This is a genomic window from Bradyrhizobium jicamae (genome assembly GCF_001440395.1).
Lineage (GTDB): Bacteria > Pseudomonadota > Alphaproteobacteria > Rhizobiales > Xanthobacteraceae > Bradyrhizobium > Bradyrhizobium jicamae.
Genome location: NZ_LLXZ01000120.1, coordinates 183,715 through 202,473 on the forward strand (window position 1 = coordinate 183,715; position 18,759 = coordinate 202,473).

Genomic DNA, 18,759 nt, shown 5'->3' on the forward strand with positions numbered 1-18,759 from the left:
GCACCGGCAGGGATCACGGCGATGGAAGAGCTCGTCAATCTTTTTCACGGCTTTGCAGTAGCGCTGCAGCCTTTCAACATCATGGTGATGATCGTCGGCATCGTGCTCGGCGTCCTGATCGGCGTTCTTCCGGGATTGGGCGGCGCCAATGGCGTGGCGATCCTGTTGCCGCTGACTTTCAGCATGTCGCCGACATCAGCCATCATCATGCTCTCATGTATCTATTGGGGCGCATTGTTCGGCGGCGCGATCACCTCGATTCTGTTCAACATACCGGGCGAGCCATGGTCGGTCGCGACGACGTTCGACGGCTATCCGATGGCGCAGAAGGGCAAGGCCGGCGAAGCGTTGACCGCGGCCTTCACGTCATCGTTCGTGGGCGCCCTGTTTGCCGTCGTCATGATCACGCTGGTCGCGCCGCTGGTTGCAAGCTTTGCGCTGCAATTCGGGCCTGCCGAGAAATTCGCGGTCTATTTCCTGGCGTTCTGCAGTTTCGTCGGCCTCAGCAAGGAGCCACCGTTCAAGACCATTGCGGCCATGATGATCGGCTTTGCGCTGGCTGCCGTCGGCCTCGATTCCATCACCGGACAGTTGCGCCTGACCTTCGGCGTCACCCATCTGCTGAACGGCTTCGATTTCCTCATCGCCGTCATCGGTCTGTTCGGCATCGGTGAGATCTTGCTCACGATGGAGGAAGGGCTGGCCTTCCGCGGCGGCAACGCCAAGATCAATCTGCGCGTGGTGCTGCAGACCTGGAAAGAGCTTCCGGCCTACTGGATCACCTCGTTGCGCTCCTGCCTGATCGGCTGCTGGATGGGCATCACGCCGGCCGGCGCGACGCCCGCATCCTTCATGAGCTACGGCATCGCCAAGCGCGTGGCCAAGAAGGGCAACAATTTCGGCAAGGGCGAAATCGAAGGCGTGGTCGCGCCGGAAACCGCAGCGCACGCTGCAGGCACCGCGGCGCTGCTGCCGATGCTTTCGCTCGGCGTGCCGGGTTCGCCGACGGCTGCGGTGTTGCTCGGCGGCCTCCTGATCTGGGGCCTGCAGCCCGGGCCGATGCTGTTTGTCGAGCAGAAGGAATTCGTCTGGGGTCTGATCGCCTCGATGTATCTCGGCAATCTCGTCGGCCTGATCGTCGTGTTGACCTGCGTGCCGGTCTTCGCGGCCATCCTGCGCGTGCCCTTCAGCATCATCGCGCCGCTCATCCTGGTGCTCTGCGCGATCGGCGCCTACTCGGTCCACAGCTCTACGTTCGACGTGGTGCTGATGCTGGTGTTCGGCGTGATCGGTTATCTCCTGAAGAAGTGCAACTATCCCCTCGCCCCGCTGGTGCTCGCCATCGTGCTCGGTGACAAGGCGGAAGAAGCCTTCCGGCAGTCATTGCTGGGATCCCAGGGCTCGCTCGGCATCTTCTTCTCCAACACGCTGGTCAGCTCGATCATGATCCTCGGATTGATTGCGCTGTTCTGGTCGGTGATCCAGCAGGGCTATACCCGGCTGCGCGGCGCGACCGCCTCAGGTAGTCAGGCGCTCTAAAGCACTTCAAACGGATGTTGATGGCCGGGGCGCACTGTCCCGGCCATCAACTTTTTTGACGCTGGGATATCAGGCTCGAGAAATCGCAAGCTCTCGCGATGAGCGCGCCACCATCGCTGTTCATCGAACAATTTCTTTTTGTTTCAGCCCTTTAACACGCGGCTTGAGTTGCTTCTGTTCTGATGAAGGCCTTTGCAGCAGCCACAGGAAATGCGACAATTTGGCAAGATTTCTCTTGTCTACTGGCATAACATATACCAAACTCTTCCCAGGAGCTGTCGGGTGATAGAACAGCCTATGGAGGGAAGATGACGGATACAGTGCACGGAGCAGCCCCCGTCGAGGCAGCTCGAGTCAGTGATGCCTATCGCTGGACCCAATTGGGGATCGGCGTTCTCGCGATGGTGATGATCGCGAATTACCAATACGGTTGGACTTTCTTCGTCCCGGACATTCAGCAGAAATTCGGATGGGATCGCGCCTCGATCCAGTGGGCATTTACGCTGTTCGTGCTGTTCGAGACCTGGCTGGTGCCGGTCGAAGGATGGTTCGTCGATAAATACGGCCCACGCATCGTCGTCCTCATCGGTGGCATTCTCTGCGCCGTCGGATGGGCCATCAACGCCCAGGCGACCACGCTCAACGGCTATTATCTCGGCATGATCGTCGCGGGCATCGGCGCCGGCGGCGTCTACGGCACCTGCGTCGGCAACGCGCTGAAATGGTTTCCCGACAAGCGCGGTCTTGCAGCCGGCATCACCGCCGCCGGCTTCGGCGCCGGCTCGGCACTGACGGTCGCGCCGATCCAGGCGATGATCAAGGACTCCGGCTTCCAGGCCACCTTCCTCTATTTCGGTCTCGGCCAGGGCATCATCATCGTCATCCTCGCCTTCCTGATGTTCTCGCCGAAGGCCGGCCAGGTGCCGACGGTACAGAACACCAACGTGATCCAGACCCGCCGCAACTATCAGCCGACCGAGGTGATCCGCCAGCCGATCTTCTGGCTGATGTATTTCATGTTCGTGATCGTCGGCGCCGGCGGATTGATGGTGACCGCCAACCTCAAGCCGATTGCCGTTGACTGGAAGGTCGACAGCGTGCCGGTGACGCTGATGGCGGTGACGATGACGGCCGTGACGTTCGCTGCCACCATCGATCGCGTGCTCAACGGCCTCACCCGCCCCTTCTTCGGCTGGATCTCCGACATGATCGGCCGCGAGAACACCATGTTCATTGCGTTCGGCATGGAAGGCATCGGCATCTGGGGCCTGTACATGCTGGGTCACGATCCGGTCTGGTTCGTGCTGCTGTCGGGTTTCGTGTTCTTCGCCTGGGGTGAGATCTATTCGCTCTTCCCGTCGACCTGCACGGACACCTTCGGCTCGAAGTTCGCGGCCACCAATGCCGGCCTGCTCTACACCGCCAAGGGCACCGCCGCTTTGCTGGTGCCAGTGGCCAACTACATGCAGCAGTCGTCGGGCACGTGGGACACCGTGTTCATCGTTGCGGCCGGCGCCAACATCCTGGCCTCGCTGCTGGCGATCGCGGTGCTCAAGCCGTGGCGCAAGAGCGTGGTCGCCAAATCGCAAGCATCGGCCTGATCCCGGAAAATCGGTCACCGAAGCGGACGCGCTCACCCCTCCGGGTGGGCGCGTTTTCTTTTGTCCATCTGGTATACCTGATGGCAATTTTGACCGGATTGGTGGCCTCCCCTCGTCGCGGATATCGGCCGCACCTCTTCAGAAATGTCAGCAATACTGCCTATTTATCGTGATCATCGCGAAATAATTTCACTACACGCCGTGTTGACAATTGGCATTATGTATACCAGACTTGCACGTAATAGTTCAGCCAAGGAGGTTGCCATGCTCGTCGGAGATATTCTGCGCAAGAAGACCGCCCGTGTCGCAACGGTTCGCATGAACGAGACCGTCGCCGTTGCCGCGCAACTGATGCGCGCGAGCAATATCAGCGCGCTGGTCGTCAAGGATGTCGTCCGCACCGAAGGCAACACGGCTGTCGGCATGTTCACCGAACGCGACGTGGTTCGCGCCATCGCCGCACACGGCGCGGCCGGCGTGAACATGCGCGTCTCGCAATTCATTTCGGTGCAGCAGCTCGTCTCCTGCACGTCGACGGAAACGCTCGAGCATGTCCGTCACCTCATGAGCAAGCATCACATCCGCCACGTGCCGGTCATCGACAATTACAGCCTGATAGGCGTCATCAGCATTCGCGACATCACGACCGCGTTCGACGACGAAGCAACGCCCTTCACGTTGGCCGCGTCGGCCTGACCGGTCACTTTAAACTCCGCCGGCATTCCCAGCACTTCCAGGGAAGCCGGTATCGCACCGCAAGTTCAGCATAACTCCTGTCGCAAAGCAGGCGCTCGCAAATCTGCGCCGGAGTAGTGGCGCGCCGGAAATCATCTGTGGGAGGGCGCATGGCGCGCAACATTCTGATCCTCGGAGCCTCGTACGGCTCGTTGCTGGCGACAAAGCTTTTGATGGCGGGTCACAACGTGACCCTGGTTTGCCGGAAGCAGACAGCAGAACTCATCAATCGCGACGGCACCGAGGTTCGCATCAAGCTGCGGGACGAGGCGACCCACCGACCGATCTTCTCGCGCGACCTGCCTGGGACCCTGAACGCGATCGAGCCCGCCGGCGTCGATCCTTCCCGCTATGATCTGGTTGGCCTTGCCATGCAGGAACCGCAATACGCAGACCATGCGATTCAGGTTCTGATGGTCCAAATCGCCTGGGCGAAACTGCCTTGTCTTTCGATCATGAACATGCCGCCCTTGCCCTATCTCAAACGGATCCCGGCGCTGGCGAACATGGAACTGGAGGAGGCCTACACCAACGCCACGGTATGGGAACGGTTCGAGCCCGGTCTGGTGTCGCTCTGCTCCCCTGATCCGCAGGCCTTCCGTCCACCGGAAGAGGCGGCGAATGTTCTTCATGTCGGCCTGCCGACAAACTTCAAGGCAGCATCATTTGCGGATGAGAAACACAACTTGCTGCTTCGGGAGCTGGAGGCCGACATCGATGCGGTGAAGCTGGATGGCCAGGACGTTCCGGTGAAGCTCAAGGTGTTCGATTCGATGTTCGTCCCTCTGGCCAAATGGTCGATGCTGCTGACGGGCAATTACCGCTGCATCACACAGCAAGAGCCGCGATCGATCCGCGACGCGGTACACGGCGACATCAATCTCTCGCAGTCGATCTATGACCATGTCGATGCCATCGCCCAGCGTCTGGGCGCCGATCCCACCGATCAGGTGCCTTTCGAAAAATACGCCAAGGCGGCGGAAAGCCTGCTGAAGCCCTCGTCGGCGGCCCGCGCGGTCGCTGGCGGCGCGCCGTGCATCGAGCGCGTCGACCTCCTGGTGAAGCTGATTTCGCATCAGCTTGGCGTACCCAATGCCGAGATCGACCGTACGGTTCAGATCGTCAATCAGAAGCTGAACGAGAGCAACGTTGCGGAGGACGTGCCGCAAGGCGTTCCAGTCCCGGCGAAGTAGCGCCTTATTGGTTCTGAGCACCTTATCGGTTCTGATTGAATCAGAAGTGGCTCTAGCCTCTTGCTCGAAACGTTTTCTTTGCGCGATCCGGTGTGAGTTTTACTCGAAAACGCGATCGATTATTGACGGCGGACAGGCCAGTTCGAGGCTATCCCCGCATTGCCGCATGGGCTCATCACCCCTGCCCCGTAAACTTTTGCAAAGCCGCCACCCATCATCGCGACTGTCCGCCCACCCGCGAAACTGTGTTGCCCTGGCGTAACAATGTTGGGGCTCGCCGCGGCGAAGGCTGGGCGTTTACAAGCAGTTAAGACTTTTGCGCAAATGATAGACAACCAGCGCAACATTTCAGATCGCCGCAAGAACTGCGAGCGGAACTCAGGCCCCTTATCGAGGGATTAGCATGAGAACGCTTTTCGTTGGTGTTCTGGCCGCGACCCTGGTTGGTTGCAGCTGTATTTTGCCGCCGCAAGTGAGCATGGACGCATGTACGGATGCGAAAGGACCCGGCTGTCTCAACGGGATGGCGGCCGATCGGCCGTTTGAACCGGCGCCAGCGTCAACCAAGACCCATTCCGCGACGACAAAAGTCACGTCCACAATCGCGATGAAGACGCAAGAGCCGTCGATTGCTCGCGTCCGCGACGGGTCTCAACTCGCTGAGAAAAAGGCGAAGCCCACTACGACCGAAGCGAAAGTCGAAGCTCCGGCCTCTGGTCGGCCGGCCGAGACGCCCGATCCGGTCATTATCAAGGCGAAGACCACGATTGCTGCGAAGTTGGAGGAGCCGGCATCCGCCGAGTTCGGTGAGATGAAACGGGCCACCCGCAAGAATACGCTCGGACAGTCCGTCGACACCATTTGCGGCCGTGTCAAAGGAAAAACGGCATCCGGCGAAGATACCGGAGATAGGCCGTTTCTATATCTCGTGACGGAGGATGAAGCATACGTCGTCGATGGCCCCGCCAAGTCGGCTGCGGCGAGCGCGTACCGTAATATTTGCAGCTAGCCTGGAGAAATAGGACCGCTGCCAAGATTTATTGCGACGGACCAGAAGGTCCGTGACGACGTTGCGAACGAACGCGAAGCTCGGAAGCAACGTCGCGATCAGCAGCCATTCGCTGCAGGCTGTGTGGGGCAGATTTGCTCCATGGAAAATGGAAATCAAAACCTGTGGAGTGACAACTATTCTCTGAATTCGGGGACATCATGGACGATTTTACCAATCCCGCGGAACTCGCCTCGGTATCACAGAACTCGCCGGTGCTCGTGATCATCGAGCAACATGTGCTGGCGCGTACATGCATCCTCAATATTCTCAAAAGAGAACTCATTGGATTCGAGATCGTCGAGATGGAAACGACGAGTGGCCTGAACTGGCTATCCGGCAGGGACATCCGCCTGATTGCGCTGAATATCGGGCACAAGCAGATCACCGACCCTTCGATCGAGGAGAGCCTCGCCCTCCTTGCAGAGATCTGCCCGAAAGCGTCCGTAGCTGTCCTGTCAAATCGCGACGACGATGCGACGGCTTCGGCTGCGATGCAACGCGGCGTGCGCGGCTTCTTTCCGATATCGATCCCGGTCGAAGTCGCTATTGCCGGATTACGCCTGGTCCTTGCCGGTGGGGTCTACCGACCGTTACCGATCGTTGGGCAAGACGGAGGGGCGAGCCACAGGACGATGTCGGGATGCAGAGATACGTCCGAGCTGCTCGGAACCAACGAGAATAACGGCAACACCAGGATTGTGCCGGAGGATTCGATGATCGACCTTACGCCTCGCGAACAACATGTGCTCGAGGCGCTGCAGCTTGGCCTTCCCAACAAGCTGATTGCCGTCAGGCTCAGCCTTTCGGAAAATACCGTAAAAATGCATATTCAACGTATCATGCGAAAATGCTCCGCGCATAACCGCACCGAGGCGGTCGTTCGCTGGAGCCGGCGAGCCAGCGGTCATCCGCAGCCCATACGCGTGCGATCATCCTGAGAGGATGCCCGAGCGCGCAGTTCTGACCGCACGTCAGTCCTCTCGGAACGCGCCGTGGAAGCTGTCGAGCAGAGGCCTGAGAGCGTAGAGCGCCACGGTGCCGTAACCCGTCTTGATGAATACCTGCGCCGGCATTCCCGGAATAATCTGGACACTATCGATCCCGGCGCCGACCAGATCCTGAACTCGAATCTTCGCTGCGTAGTACGGCTGATCAGTGCGCTTGTCGACTAGACGGTCGGCAGAAACGTGCGTCACAGTCCCATGGAGCCGCGGCACGCGGCGCTGATTGTAGGGCAGAAGATTCACCTCGGCGCTCAGCCCGAGACGGACCACATCGATATCCTCGGGCCTGACGCGCGCAATCACGATGAGCCGATCCTGCCGGGGAACCAGGTCCATGAGAGGTGCCCCGGCGCCGATAACGCCGCCTGGCGTATGGATCTTCAGGTCGGTTACCACGCCGTCCTCGGGCGCCTTGACCATCGTTCGCGCGAGCTGGTCGTCGGCCGCCCGCAGTCGTTCCCACGTCTGAAAGATCTGGTTCTGCACCTCGCGCAGCGACTGCGCGATCTCGTTCTGACGGTCATGCTCCAGTTTGAGAAGAACAGCCTCGGATTCGTTGATGACCTGCCCCGCGCGCGATATCTGCGCGACAATCTCTCCGCGCCGTCCTTCGATGTCAGCGATCTCTCGCTCGAGGTTCAGAAGCCGCGGGCGCCGCTCGAGCCCCTTGCTGACGAGGGTGGCCACCGTTGCCGCTTCCTCGCGGACGATGTCGATGCGCCTTGCGGCCGCGCTTTCCTGCGCCCTGAGGCCCTCGATCTCCTTTTCCACCTGCGACCTCTTCTCCCGATTTACGGCCGCTTGCGATTGAAAGACCTGCCGACGCGTTTCGAAGATGGCTTGCTGGCCCGCAAGGACATCCGCGACTGAAGAACTCGCCATCTGCGCCATCTCCAGCCTGGCTGGAAATGATACCCGCTCTTCTCCGCGCTGTTCCGCCTGCAGCCGTGCCTCTCGCGCCGTCGCCTCCCACAACTGGCCTTGCAGGCTCTGGGATTCGGCACGGGCCTTGGTGTCCTCCAACGAGATCAGCGTTTGTCCGGCACGGACAACGTCACCGTCCGCGACCAGAATTTCCCTGATGATGCCGCCCTCAAGGTGCTGAATGGTCTTGCGGCTCGACTCGGACTCGACGGTGCCGACAGCAATCGCGGCACTCTCGAGGGGGGCATAGGTCGACCAGGTACCGAGACCGATGACGAAGCCGCAAACCAGCAGATTTCCTGTCCAGGTGACGCCGCGCAGCCGGTCGCGGAGCGCCGGCGGCGCCGACCTCAGCCACCGTGGAACCTCCCAGATCTCTGCATGAACGAATGCAATTTTTAGACGAGCCCATCCTCTTTGGGCAAGGAGATCAAAATGCTTGATATGAATCCAGGTGACTCGGCTCAGCCGATAGCAGAGCGCCGGCGCCGCCGATCTCAAGTACCGTAAAGCCTCTCGAATCTTGATCTGAGCGAATGAAATTTTCATGAAACCCCGTTCCCTCCGGATAAGGCGACAGGAGTAGGCGCGCCGCTACTCATGGCGAGATCGGCTGCGGCGAGGCGCCAATGCCGCTTTCGCAGTTCTGGTCCGCGCGACCTCGCACCGGTTCGCGCGAAGCAACTTGCGGGCGGGCCAAACACCTCTCGAAAACTTCCCTGCTCTCGCCGAAGGCGGTAACCGAACCGTCCTGCATGATGGCAATCTTGTCCGTTACGCCCAGGATCCCGATCCGGTGGGTGATGATGATGACAGTGGTATTGGCCGCCTTCATCCATTCAATGGCGTCGAAAAGCATGCGCTCGCCGAGCGAGTCGAGGCTGGAGTTCGGCTCGTCGAGGACCACGAGGTGCGGGTCGCCGAAGAACGCCCGTGCAAGGCCAAGACGCTGGCGAAACCCGCGCGGGAGATTGGCGCCTCCACCAGCGACGACCGTATCGTAAGCCTGCGGCAGCCGGATGATCGTCTCATGAATGCCGGCCAGCTTCGCTGCTTCAATGACCTGCTGCAAATCGACGTCGTCCAGCCGGGCAATGATGTCCTTTATAGTTTCTCCGAAGAGATCGATGTCCTGCGGCAGATATCCAACGCGCCGGCCTTCACCCAAGTCTCGGACGGCTGAAATGTCGATGCCATCGAGCAGGACCGACCCTGCCGTCGGAGCAGAGATTGCAGTGATAATTTTGCCAAGCATGGATTTGCCGGAGCCGGACGGACCGATGATGCCTAGGCATTCACCAGGTGCGAGACCGAACGATACGCCCTTCAGGAACAAATGGCTCGATCCTGGCAGCACGGCGCCGACATTGTTGACGATGAGATCGCCCTTTGGCCGGTTCGGGAGGGCCTTGACGTACGTAACCGGGGTGACAGCGGACATGATGTCGTTGAGCCGACGGTAGGCGGCGAGAGCCAAGCCGAATGCCTTCCAGCCCACGATCGCCCCCTCAACGGGTGCGATCGCGCGCCCGAACAGCAAGCTCGCGGCAAAGATGATGGCGGGACTTCTGCTCTGTTCCAGGACAAGCCAGGTGGCAGCCCCCATGATCAGTACCTGCGCCAGCGCCCGCGCAGGTTTGGAGATCAGCATGATGGTTTCGTTGCGGCGCTGGACCACCTCCTGCTCGCTCCTCGCATCCTGCGCAGCCTGGCGGATCAGGCGCGCGGCACCGTCGAGCATTCCCATGGCCCTGATCACGTGAAGATTTCCGATAGCCATGCCGAACCATCCCTGGCTCCTCGTCACCGCGGCAGCTGACCTCGCCCGCGGGCCTTCCGTGAGCAAGTCACCGGCAAGCCCGAGACCAATCAGGAGAAGCACACTGAGTGCGCCTATCACCCCCAGCAACGGATGCACGAGGAACAGAACGCCAACGAAGAGCGGCGTCCAGAGCGCGTCAAGCAGGGTCGAACAGGCCCCGGACTGAGCGAACTGACGCAGGGTCGCGAGGTCGCGATATGCCTCCGACGCCCGCGCCCGATCGGCTTCATAGGCGTATTTGAAGCTCGCGGAAAGCGCTGCTGGATGGAGTTCCTCTTCGAGCCACTCGCCCATTCGGCCCAATGCAGCGCGGCGCAGTGCATCAAGCACGCCGCCGACCACGACGGTAAACGCAACGATGAGCGTCAGCATCAGGAGCGTATCGCCGCTTCGGCTTGACAGCACGCGATCATAGATCTGAAGCAGATAGATGGAAGGCGCGAGAAGAAGCAGATTGTAGCTACAGCTATACGCGAAAACGAGCCCGAGCGATCCCGCGCAAGCCCGCAAGGCTGCCTTCAGCGGAGTTCGCGACGGTGACATCGTTTGCAGCCGGTGCGGTGACATCAGCATTGCGTTCCCGCCAGATTATCTGAAGTCCGAGCCATCCGTTGTTGCCGACTTCGCTGGCGAATTGAGAACCGGCAGCCCCCGCTGCCGGTTCTCTGCCCCTCGGAAGCGTCGATCAGCCGTGGCCCATGCCTGAATCTTCGATATAGTAGGTCTCGTGACTGTTGAGCGAGTCGTTCAGGATAGTGACATCAACGTCACCACCTTTTGCGGTGTTGTGGTCTCCGCCATTGCCGCCGACGCCGGCCCACACGTTCTGACTCATGTCCGCCTTGAGGTAGTTCTTCTGATAGGCCGACGTATCGGCGTCCACGTCGGACTTGTTGTGGCCGCTGTCCGACTTCTGGTCGCCATTCGATACGGCCTTTCCGCCCTCCGCCTTCGAATGCTTCTGCGCCTTCGCATTCGCGCCCCCGGCGTCCCAATAGGCCTTCTGATAAACGTGGTCGCCGGTCTTGACGTCGACGTTGGCGCCATCGGCCTTGTTGTACGGATTGAATTCGATACTGGGCTTGCTGGTGATATCACCCTTGTTGATGCCGTCTCCACCATTGCCTGCGTTGTTGCCGCCGGTCGAAGCCTTGATCACGATCGTGTCGGAAGGAAACGATGCCTTTGCCATTGTCATGTCAGTCTCCCTGAGCTGGTTTGCACACTGTGCGTCCCCATGTGGACAGCAACGATCTTGGATTTGGATGCCGGATCGATCTAGCTGCCAAAGCTGATGCCACCCGAAGCGACGTGTACGTCCGAAGTGCTACGCTCTCGCTGTCGGAATCCGGACAGCTCCAATGCCTCCAGAGCGTCTTCAAACGAAAGCCCACCCTGGGCTTGCTCCAGGGTGGGCTCGCGTCAAGAAAACACGTCAGAAACTCGATAACCCCGTTTCGATTCTACCGAAACGGAACAAGCTCTAGGCGTGATCCAGCAAGTGGAGATCCGACAACAGGTCCATGGCGAAATCGCCGCCGAGCGCAGCATGGCCGTTGCCGCCGTCGCCACCGATTCCAGCGATCTGGATCGCGCTCTGATCGAACACGACATTGTTGCTCTGATGAGCCTCGGCTGTTGAATTGTAGCCGGCGACCGCAATGTTGATCGGCGCGTAGATGGCCACGTCGATGTCGACCAGGCTTCCTGCAAAATGGCCGTTGCCGCCGTTGCCGGCGCTGTTGTTGCCGGTCGCGATGACGTCAGAGCCAATCAATTCGAAGATAGAAGAGAAAATGTCCGAACTGCCGCCAATCGCGGCATTGCCGTTCCCGCCATCACCGCCGACGCCGGCCGTCTGAACAGCGGATTGATCGAACACCACGTCGTTTGTCTGCTCGGCGTGAGCCGTGGAATTGTATCCCGCTACCGCGATGTTGATCGGATAGTAAAACGCAAAGGTCGCGTGAACGAGCCCCCCATAAGCGTATCCATCGCCACCGTTGCCGGCGCTGTTCTCACCTGTACTGATCGCGCCCGAGGCGCCAGACCCGGACGCATCGACGTTTCCGCCTGATGCGGCATTGCCATTGCCGCCGCTACCACCAACTCCCGCGATCTGGGTCGCGGATTGATCAAAATAGGTAACGTTCGTCTGATGGGCGTCGGCTGTCGCATGGGGGCCGGCCACAGCAATGTTGACCGGGTTATAGATCGCGACAGGAGCATGCACCATTGATCCGGAGAAGTAGCCATCGCCGCCATTGCCGGCGCCGTTGTTACCTGTTCCAATCATGCCGTAGCCGGCAGGCCCGAACGCGCCGACGCTTCCACCAGATGCGGCATTCCAATTGCCGCCATCACCACCAACTCCGGCGAACTGGGTCGCAGACTGATCAAAGTAGGCGACGTTCGTCTGAAGGGCGAAGGCCGTTGCATGGACACCCGGCCACGCCACGTTGAGCGGCTCGAAACCAGCGTAGCTGCCATTGATCAGGCTCCCGGCAAAATGACCTTTGCCGCCATCGCCGGCGCTGTTATCTCCGGTGTGGGCCAAAAAGCGAGGCGATGAATCCGCGGAAAGCCACCACGAGTCCGGCAAATCGTGCCCGAGCATACCCTTGCGACCAACGACAACAGGGTCCTGTGCACTCCGATGATACATGACTGTCGCCCCACCGAAATTGCTTCGCGCCGACCGGACGGACGCCTCCCGCACTCAAGAGAGAATGTCACCTCGGCACGCCAAAAGCCGAGTCGTCAATTCGGACAGCAAACGTTCGGGCGATAGGCACGATATCAGTTACACCCGTTCGGGTATGGTGACGCCTTGCGTGAATCCATAATCACCAGGGTGATCATGATCCGGTTACCGGGAATGAGCCCGCGCTTTCCGAGAAGGTCATTTGTGGAACCTAACGGAACCTCAGACGTTCTGTTTCGCGAATGAGCAGCGCCGTCGCCCCGGCGCAGCAAGCACAGACGCCGAGGCGCTGCGCTGCGCTGGTCGGAGGAAACGCTCATGAGACTCACTCTTTCGGTCATTAAGGCTGACGTCGGCTCTATCGGGGGCCATACCAAACCGTCTTCACGGATGATGGCGACTGTCGATCGCGAGGTCGGCAAGGCGATCGCCAATGGTCTCCTGATCGACGGCTTCGTCTGCCACACCGGCGACGACATTGCGATCATCATGACGCACACATGGGGCGAAGGGGACGTCGAGGTACATCAATTCGCCTGGAAGACGTTTCTCGCGGCTACGTCGATCGCGAAAACCTCCGGCCTCTACGGCGCCGGTCAGGATCTTCTGGTCGACGCGCCTTCCGGAAATGTTCGCGGCGCCGGACCGGCCGTCGCGGAACTCAGCTTCGACCACAGCCTCTCGAGCCCGAGGCCCGCGGAGTCCTTCATGGTGTTCGCCGCCGACAAATGCGGCCCCGGCGCCTACAACCTGCCGCTCTACCTCGCCTTCGCCGATCCCATGTATTGCGCCGGGCTGATGCTTCCTCCGATGATCAAGGGCTTCCGTTTCCATGTCATCGACATGGACCATACGGCCGGCGACAGCGTGATCGAACTCGACGCGCCCGCGGACAGCTACCACATCGCGGCCCTGCTCCGCGACAATGAGCGCTTCGGGATCGATCGCATCGTTTCCCGAACACATAACGAGGTTGTCGCCGCTGTTTCGGCGCAACGTCTTCACTCGATCGCAGGCAAGTACACCGGCAAGGACGATCCGGTCGCGATCGTCAGGAACCAGGGGATTTTCCCGGCGCCCGAAGAAATCGTCTCGCCGTTCGCGAAGGCGCACTTCGTAGGCGGCGATGCGCGGGGCTCGCACGTGATGCCACTCATGCCTGTGCCACTCAACACAGCGGTGACAGGCATGTACTGCCTGCCGATCGTTTCCTGCACCGGCTTTTCGATCGACAAGGACGGCCGTTTTTCGGAGTCCTTTACCGATTTCTTCGACAACCCGGCGTGGGACGAGGTCCGTCGGCTCGCGCAGCGCAAGGCAATCGAGATGCGCAGCCAGGGCTGGTCCGGCGCCGCGATGCTGCCCTATTCCGAGCTGGAGTATGGTGGCTTCCGCGACACCGTGTCCTCACTGCTGGAGCGCTTTCAGGTGCGCGAGGAGCGCAGGCCGGAAGCGGCCGAATAAGGGATCGCCCGCGAGGTGGGTATGGCAAAAAGGCGCATCGGCATTCTCACGGGCGGCGGCGACGTTCCCGGCCTCAACGCCGTCATCAAGAGCGTGACCTATCGCGGCAGCGAGAACGACATCGAGGTCGTCGGCCTCCGCCGTGGTTGGGAGGCCCTCACGCATGTGAACCTCGAGGACCCGGCCTCGAGGTCCCACTACATCATCCCGCTGAACCGCGACAATACGCGCACCATCGACCGGAGCGGCGGCACCGTGCTGCACTCGAGCCGTACCAATCCGTCCAAGATGAAGAAGCTGCCGGATCATCTCGCAGGCAAGGACTTTCCGGCCTCGTCCAGCACCAAAGGCGGCATCGCAACCAGGACGTGGGACGTTACTGGCCAGGTGCTGGCCAACCTCTCGGGGCTCGGCATCGAGCACCTGATCGCCATCGGCGGCGACGATACGCTCAGTTACGCAGCCAGGCTCAACGAACTCGGCGTCAAGATCATCGCCATTCCGAAGACCATGGACAATGACGTCCGCAACACCGAATACTGCATCGGCTTCTCGACCGCAATCACGCGCGCCAGCGACGCCATCCAGCGGCAGCGCACCACTGTCGGTTCGCACGAGCGAATCGGCATCTTCCGCGTCTTTGGCCGCGATGCCGGATTTACCGCGCTCTACACCGCGTACGCCACCTCGATACGGTGCGTCATACCGGAGTACAAGGTCGATATCGACAAGCTGATCCGGCTGCTCCTTGAGGAGAAACGCGCCAACCCAAGCAACTATGCGCTGGTCGTGCTCAGCGAGGGAGCCGCGTGGGAGGGCTACGAGGTGCAGGAATACGGCGAGCCCGATGCCTACGGCCATCGCAAGAAGGCGAGCGTGGCGGAATCACTCGCCGACGAGATCAAGCGGCGCGTTGGCGAGGAGACGATCACGTCTGACCTCACCTACGACCTGCGATCGGGCAATCCGGACTTCATGGACAAGCTCGTGGCCCTGACTTTCGGCAACATGGCCTACGATGCCATCCTGGAAGGCAAGACCGGCCTCATGTCGGCGCTGGTCGAGGGACGCTACGACCTCGTGCCTATCCCTGAGGCCAAGCTCGGGCCGCGAAAACTGGACGTCGCCAGCACGTACAACACGGAGCGCTACCGCCCCATCTATGGCAACAAGCGCGGGCTGCCGATCTTTCTCAACCGCGCGTCATAGGGTGACAGCTTTTTCGGCTTTGGCGAGACCGCCGGCGCCTGTGCGTTGGCATCGAGCGATGTCGATGCCACTGGCGTCTCACCCTTGGTCCCTTCACGTCCTATTTCGCGTCGCGGCCAGGAAAAATCGTCGGCGCGACCGGCGGGTGCCGGCAACGGCTCGCCTTTGATCAAGAACCGTGCTGCCTGCGCATCGATCGCCACCGGCCGCGACCCGGGAGCACCGAGCAATTGATCCGTCCCGACAGAAGAGGCCTTCAGCGGAACGATCGGCCCGGCCAGCGGACGCGGCGCCGGCTGATCCGGCCGCGCGCTGGCGTCGGGGGTCGCCGGTTCGGTGGGCAGCACGATCGGCGCGGAACGCGCGGCCAACAGCCGGTTGATTTCGCGCTCGGCATAATGCGCGAGCTTGAGCGCGCCGGCCCTGGTGAAATACACGCCATCGGAGGAACGCAGCCGGCGGATCTGGCCTTCGAAATCGGGACCTTGCTGTGAAAAGCGCCCGGCTTCATCGACAAATCCGTCCCAGACATCGACATAGGTGATACCCGCCTTGCCGGCCGCATCGCGATAGAGCGTATCGAGAAACGCCGTGTCGGCGGTCGCTTTGGCGCCGCGTACCGCCGGCAGACCCACCCACAGCACCGGCACCCCCTTGGCCTTGAGTACGCCGATCATCTCGTCGATCTTTTCTCTGTAGAGTTCGACCCAGCGCTTCTCGCGAAACTCATGCAGGCCGCTCGTCGAGCCCGCGCCCTTCTCCGTTTCCGTGGCCCGCCGCGCATCACTGTTGTCGGCTGAATCGTCCGGCGATAACTCAGAATCCGCCGCCTTGGATGCGCCATCCGGCTTCGCCGCAGGTTTTTCACCGGAAGGCTTGCCGTCGGGCTTGACCCTGGCGTCCTTCTTGTCCCCTGGCTTGGGGTCGGATTTATCGGCTGCCGGCTCTCGGATTGCGACGCGGTCGTCAAGTCCGAGCATGACGACAATGGCGTCCGCTTTTTCGGTGGCGAGAATGCCTTTGGCGGCGGCCGCCCAATCGGCCGGGGTTCCCTTCGGCTGATACTTGATCAGGCCGGAGGCTGTCTTGTGTTTGCGGATCACACCCATCTCGGGCTGATCGGCATAGACGTCCTCGAGCCCGTAGGCGAGCCAGTCCGCCATGGAGTCACCGAGCACAAGAATGTGGCGCTCGGGTACGGTGCTGCGCTTCTCGGGGGGCGGCGCCTTTGAAAAATCCTCGCGCGCCGCCTGGGGCGCTTGCCGCGAACGAGGCGGCGGCGCGTATTGCGGCTGGTACGGTGCATACGCGTCGTTGCCGAACCAGCCGCCACCGCGTTGTTCGTTGCCAAACCAGCCCCCGCGTTGCGGTTGCGGCCGCTGCTGATATCCGCCGAAATTGAAAAACTGTGCAGAGGAAGGTCCGGCCATGCCCAGCACCAATCCCGCCGCAACGGCCAGCGCAATCATCCGACCACGCCCGGTAAAGATGCTCGGCCTTTTTGGATCCTTTGGCATGCGCCTGGACCCCACATCCGCAGAACTTGTCTTGGGAAATTAGCACAACCGCCGAGTGGCGGTTCTCAGTTTACCGTGAAGTCTTCAGCACGGATAAGCAAGGAACAGCCCATATAAGGGATCATGTGTGGACGGCATAGCGTTGCAGTTCGTATCGAAGTTACTTGCCGGCCACGAAATAAAAGTCCTGCCTTCCGGAAATCGAGCCGTAGCTGAAAGGCTTTTGCTTGCGACCGGTCGCTTCCATGACGTCGTCGCGGACGAAATCGAAGAGCCTGCGGACTTCGAGGCCGGGCGTTGGAACATTTTTGACGAAGGCAGACGCGAACGGACTGTTGGTTCCGTCGCCGTCGAGCGCGGTCTCGCCATCCTTTGCGGCATACACCACCAGCGTTCCCGCCTCGGGCTCGACAGCGGCCAGACCTCGCGATACCGAACGGGACGCGACGGTTAGCGTGCGCTTCATCTGGTTGGCGAACGGGTTGTCGCGGCAGGCATCGAGAATGACGAGGCGCAGTTTCCTGGCGCGCTCCGCGGCATTCAGAACCTGTTCGAGCGGCACGGCTTCAAATCCGATATCGCGATCCGCGGCAATTTTGGCGTCGGTCGGAATGAGATAATTGATTCCGCCAACTTCCATGCCGTGTCCGGCATAATAGACGACTGCCCAGTCCGCCGTTTCTGCGCGGGCTGCGAAATCGCGCAGCGCGCTGATCAGGGCGTCCTTTCGGAGATTGGTCAGCGAAGTAACCGTTTCAAACCCGGTGCGTTTCAAGACGTCGGCGACAAGGTCTGCGTCGCGCACCGGGTTCGGCAATGCGGCCGCGTTTTCATAGGCAGAATTGCCGATGACAAGGGCGATGCGACGATCATTGTTCGACACCCGTGCAGTGGGCGTAACAATGGCTGTAGCGACGTTGGTTTTCTCGGGCGACGCCGTTGCAGGTCGCGGTGACGGCAAGAGGGCAAGCCGCGCTCGCGCCTTGTCCTGCGCCCATTTTGAGGCCTGCGCCAATCCGAGCGTCGTATTGAAGTCAGACCGCGCCTTGGCGAAATCGGCGAGTTTCTCATAGGCCAGTCCACGATTGACGTGCGCGTTCGCATAGGTGGGGTCCAGCCGTATCACCTCACTGTAGTCGGCAACGGCGCGGTCCGTGTCACCTTTGCTGCCGTAGGCATTCCCCCGGTTGAAGTACGCGTTCACATACCTGGGATCCAGTCGTATCGCCTCGGTATAGTCGGCAATGGCGCGATCCGTGTCGCCTTTGTTGCTGTAAGCGTTCCCCCGGTTGTAGTACGCGTTCGCATACGCGGGCGCCAGCCGTATCGCCTCGGTATAGTCGGCAATGGCACGGTTCGTGTCGCCTTTGTTGCTGTAGGCGTTCCCACGGTTGTAGTGCGCGTCCGCATACGTGGGATCCAGCCGTATCGCTGCGGTGTAGTCGGCAATGGCACGGTCCGTGTCGCCCTTGTCGCTGTAGGCGTTTCCACGGTTGTAGTACGCTTGCGCATATTTGGAATCTTGCCGTATCGCCTCGGTGTAGTCGGCAACGGCACGGTTGGTGTCGCCCTTGTCACGGTAGGCAATGCCGCGATGGGTGTAATTTTCCGATGGTCGCCCCGCGCTGGAGTTGATCGCACGCGTGCACGCAGCGATGGCGCCTTCGCCGGTTTCGCGGGAGCAGCGCGTCGCGTCATCTGCGGCTGCGGGGGCAGCGATCACAAGGGTTGCAAGGCAAAACAGTAGTTTGCGAAGCATGCGAAAGTCCCCGTTACCCTGCCCTGGTCGGAACCAGCATTTAAGCAATGCAAACTTATCGAGGCAATTAGCCAGCCCTGTGATCTAAATCACAAAGCTTGGCTCAGAGGACTGCGGACGCAGCAACATCAATGTTACGGTTGCCCTAAACACCGGACATGACTCATAACGAGGACCGGTCCGCTATGGGCCATGTGTGGACGGCTCCTGGTTGGCAAGGGTTTTCTTCACGTCTGC

14 protein-coding genes are annotated in these 18,759 nt (G+C 60.7%); 8 read left to right on the forward strand and 6 right to left on the reverse strand.

Going from position 1 to position 18,759, the window contains the following annotated elements:
• Positions 1–21: 21 nt before the first annotated feature.
• The 6 genes from CQ12_RS20440 to CQ12_RS20465 all read left to right on the forward strand — a co-directional run bounded on the left by CQ12_RS20440 (position 22) and on the right by CQ12_RS20465 (position 7,057).
• Positions 22–1,539 carry a tripartite tricarboxylate transporter permease gene (locus CQ12_RS20440; protein ID WP_057837080.1) on the forward strand — a complete coding sequence of 506 codons (1,518 nt, stop codon included), beginning with the start codon at positions 22–24 and terminating at the stop codon, positions 1,537–1,539.
• A 308-nt stretch (positions 1,540–1,847) separates the two neighbouring features.
• Positions 1,848–3,140 (forward strand): oxalate/formate MFS antiporter, encoded by a 1,293-nt coding sequence (oxlT, locus tag CQ12_RS20445; RefSeq protein ID WP_057837081.1) that lies wholly within the window; start codon positions 1,848–1,850, stop codon positions 3,138–3,140.
• Positions 3,141–3,404: 264 nt separating this feature from the next.
• Positions 3,405–3,836: a CBS domain-containing protein gene (locus CQ12_RS20450; protein ID WP_057837082.1), complete on the forward strand. Its 432-nt coding sequence runs from the start codon at positions 3,405–3,407 to the stop codon at positions 3,834–3,836.
• Positions 3,837–3,985: 149 nt separating this feature from the next.
• The gene (locus CQ12_RS20455; protein WP_057837083.1) at positions 3,986–5,068 is read left to right on the forward strand and encodes a ketopantoate reductase family protein; all 1,083 of its coding nucleotides are present in this window, start codon (positions 3,986–3,988) and stop codon (positions 5,066–5,068) included.
• Positions 5,069–5,471: 403 nt separating this feature from the next.
• Entirely contained in the window at positions 5,472–6,077 is a 606-nt protein-coding gene (locus tag CQ12_RS46465) for a hypothetical protein (protein WP_245310026.1), read from the forward strand.
• Between the two features lie 200 nt (positions 6,078–6,277).
• Positions 6,278–7,057, forward strand: coding sequence for a helix-turn-helix transcriptional regulator (locus CQ12_RS20465; protein ID WP_245310027.1), 780 nt, complete (start codon positions 6,278–6,280; stop codon positions 7,055–7,057).
• A gap of 33 nt (positions 7,058–7,090) precedes the next feature.
• Here CQ12_RS20465 and CQ12_RS20470 read toward each other — a convergent pair whose 3' ends face one another.
• From CQ12_RS20470 to CQ12_RS20485, 4 genes are all read right to left on the reverse strand, one after another.
• Positions 7,091–8,422, reverse strand: coding sequence for an HlyD family type I secretion periplasmic adaptor subunit (locus CQ12_RS20470; RefSeq protein WP_430642249.1), 1,332 nt, complete (start codon positions 8,420–8,422; stop codon positions 7,091–7,093).
• 223 nt (positions 8,423–8,645) lie between these two features.
• Positions 8,646–10,442, reverse strand: a complete 1,797-nt coding sequence (locus tag CQ12_RS20475) for a type I secretion system permease/ATPase (protein WP_063799778.1) — start codon at positions 10,440–10,442, stop codon at positions 8,646–8,648.
• 112 nt (positions 10,443–10,554) lie between these two features.
• Positions 10,555–11,067 (reverse strand): hypothetical protein, encoded by a 513-nt coding sequence (locus CQ12_RS20480; RefSeq protein WP_245310031.1) that lies wholly within the window; start codon positions 11,065–11,067, stop codon positions 10,555–10,557.
• 285 nt (positions 11,068–11,352) lie between these two features.
• Positions 11,353–12,534, reverse strand: a complete 1,182-nt coding sequence (locus CQ12_RS20485; protein ID WP_157088350.1) for a hypothetical protein — start codon at positions 12,532–12,534, stop codon at positions 11,353–11,355.
• Between the two features lie 357 nt (positions 12,535–12,891).
• Between CQ12_RS20485 and CQ12_RS20490 the strand changes: the two genes are divergently transcribed.
• Both CQ12_RS20490 and CQ12_RS20495 read left to right on the forward strand, forming a co-directional pair.
• Positions 12,892–14,037 (forward strand): fructose-1,6-bisphosphatase, encoded by a 1,146-nt coding sequence (locus CQ12_RS20490; protein WP_057837086.1) that lies wholly within the window; start codon positions 12,892–12,894, stop codon positions 14,035–14,037.
• A gap of 21 nt (positions 14,038–14,058) precedes the next feature.
• Positions 14,059–15,246 carry a 6-phosphofructokinase gene (locus CQ12_RS20495; RefSeq protein ID WP_057837087.1) on the forward strand — a complete coding sequence of 396 codons (1,188 nt, stop codon included), beginning with the start codon at positions 14,059–14,061 and terminating at the stop codon, positions 15,244–15,246.
• On the opposite strand, the gene CQ12_RS20500 is transcribed toward CQ12_RS20495, so the two are convergent.
• The gene (locus tag CQ12_RS20500; protein ID WP_245310032.1) at positions 15,198–16,715 is read right to left on the reverse strand and encodes an SGNH/GDSL hydrolase family protein; all 1,518 of its coding nucleotides are present in this window, start codon (positions 16,713–16,715) and stop codon (positions 15,198–15,200) included. The two genes, CQ12_RS20495 and CQ12_RS20500, sit on opposite strands and share 49 nt — an antisense overlap.
• A 208-nt stretch (positions 16,716–16,923) precedes the next feature.
• On the reverse strand, positions 16,924–18,486 hold the full coding sequence (locus tag CQ12_RS20505; RefSeq protein ID WP_198164208.1) for a tetratricopeptide repeat protein: 1,563 nt from the start codon (positions 18,484–18,486) through the stop codon (positions 16,924–16,926).
• Positions 18,487–18,759: the final 273 nt, after the last annotated feature.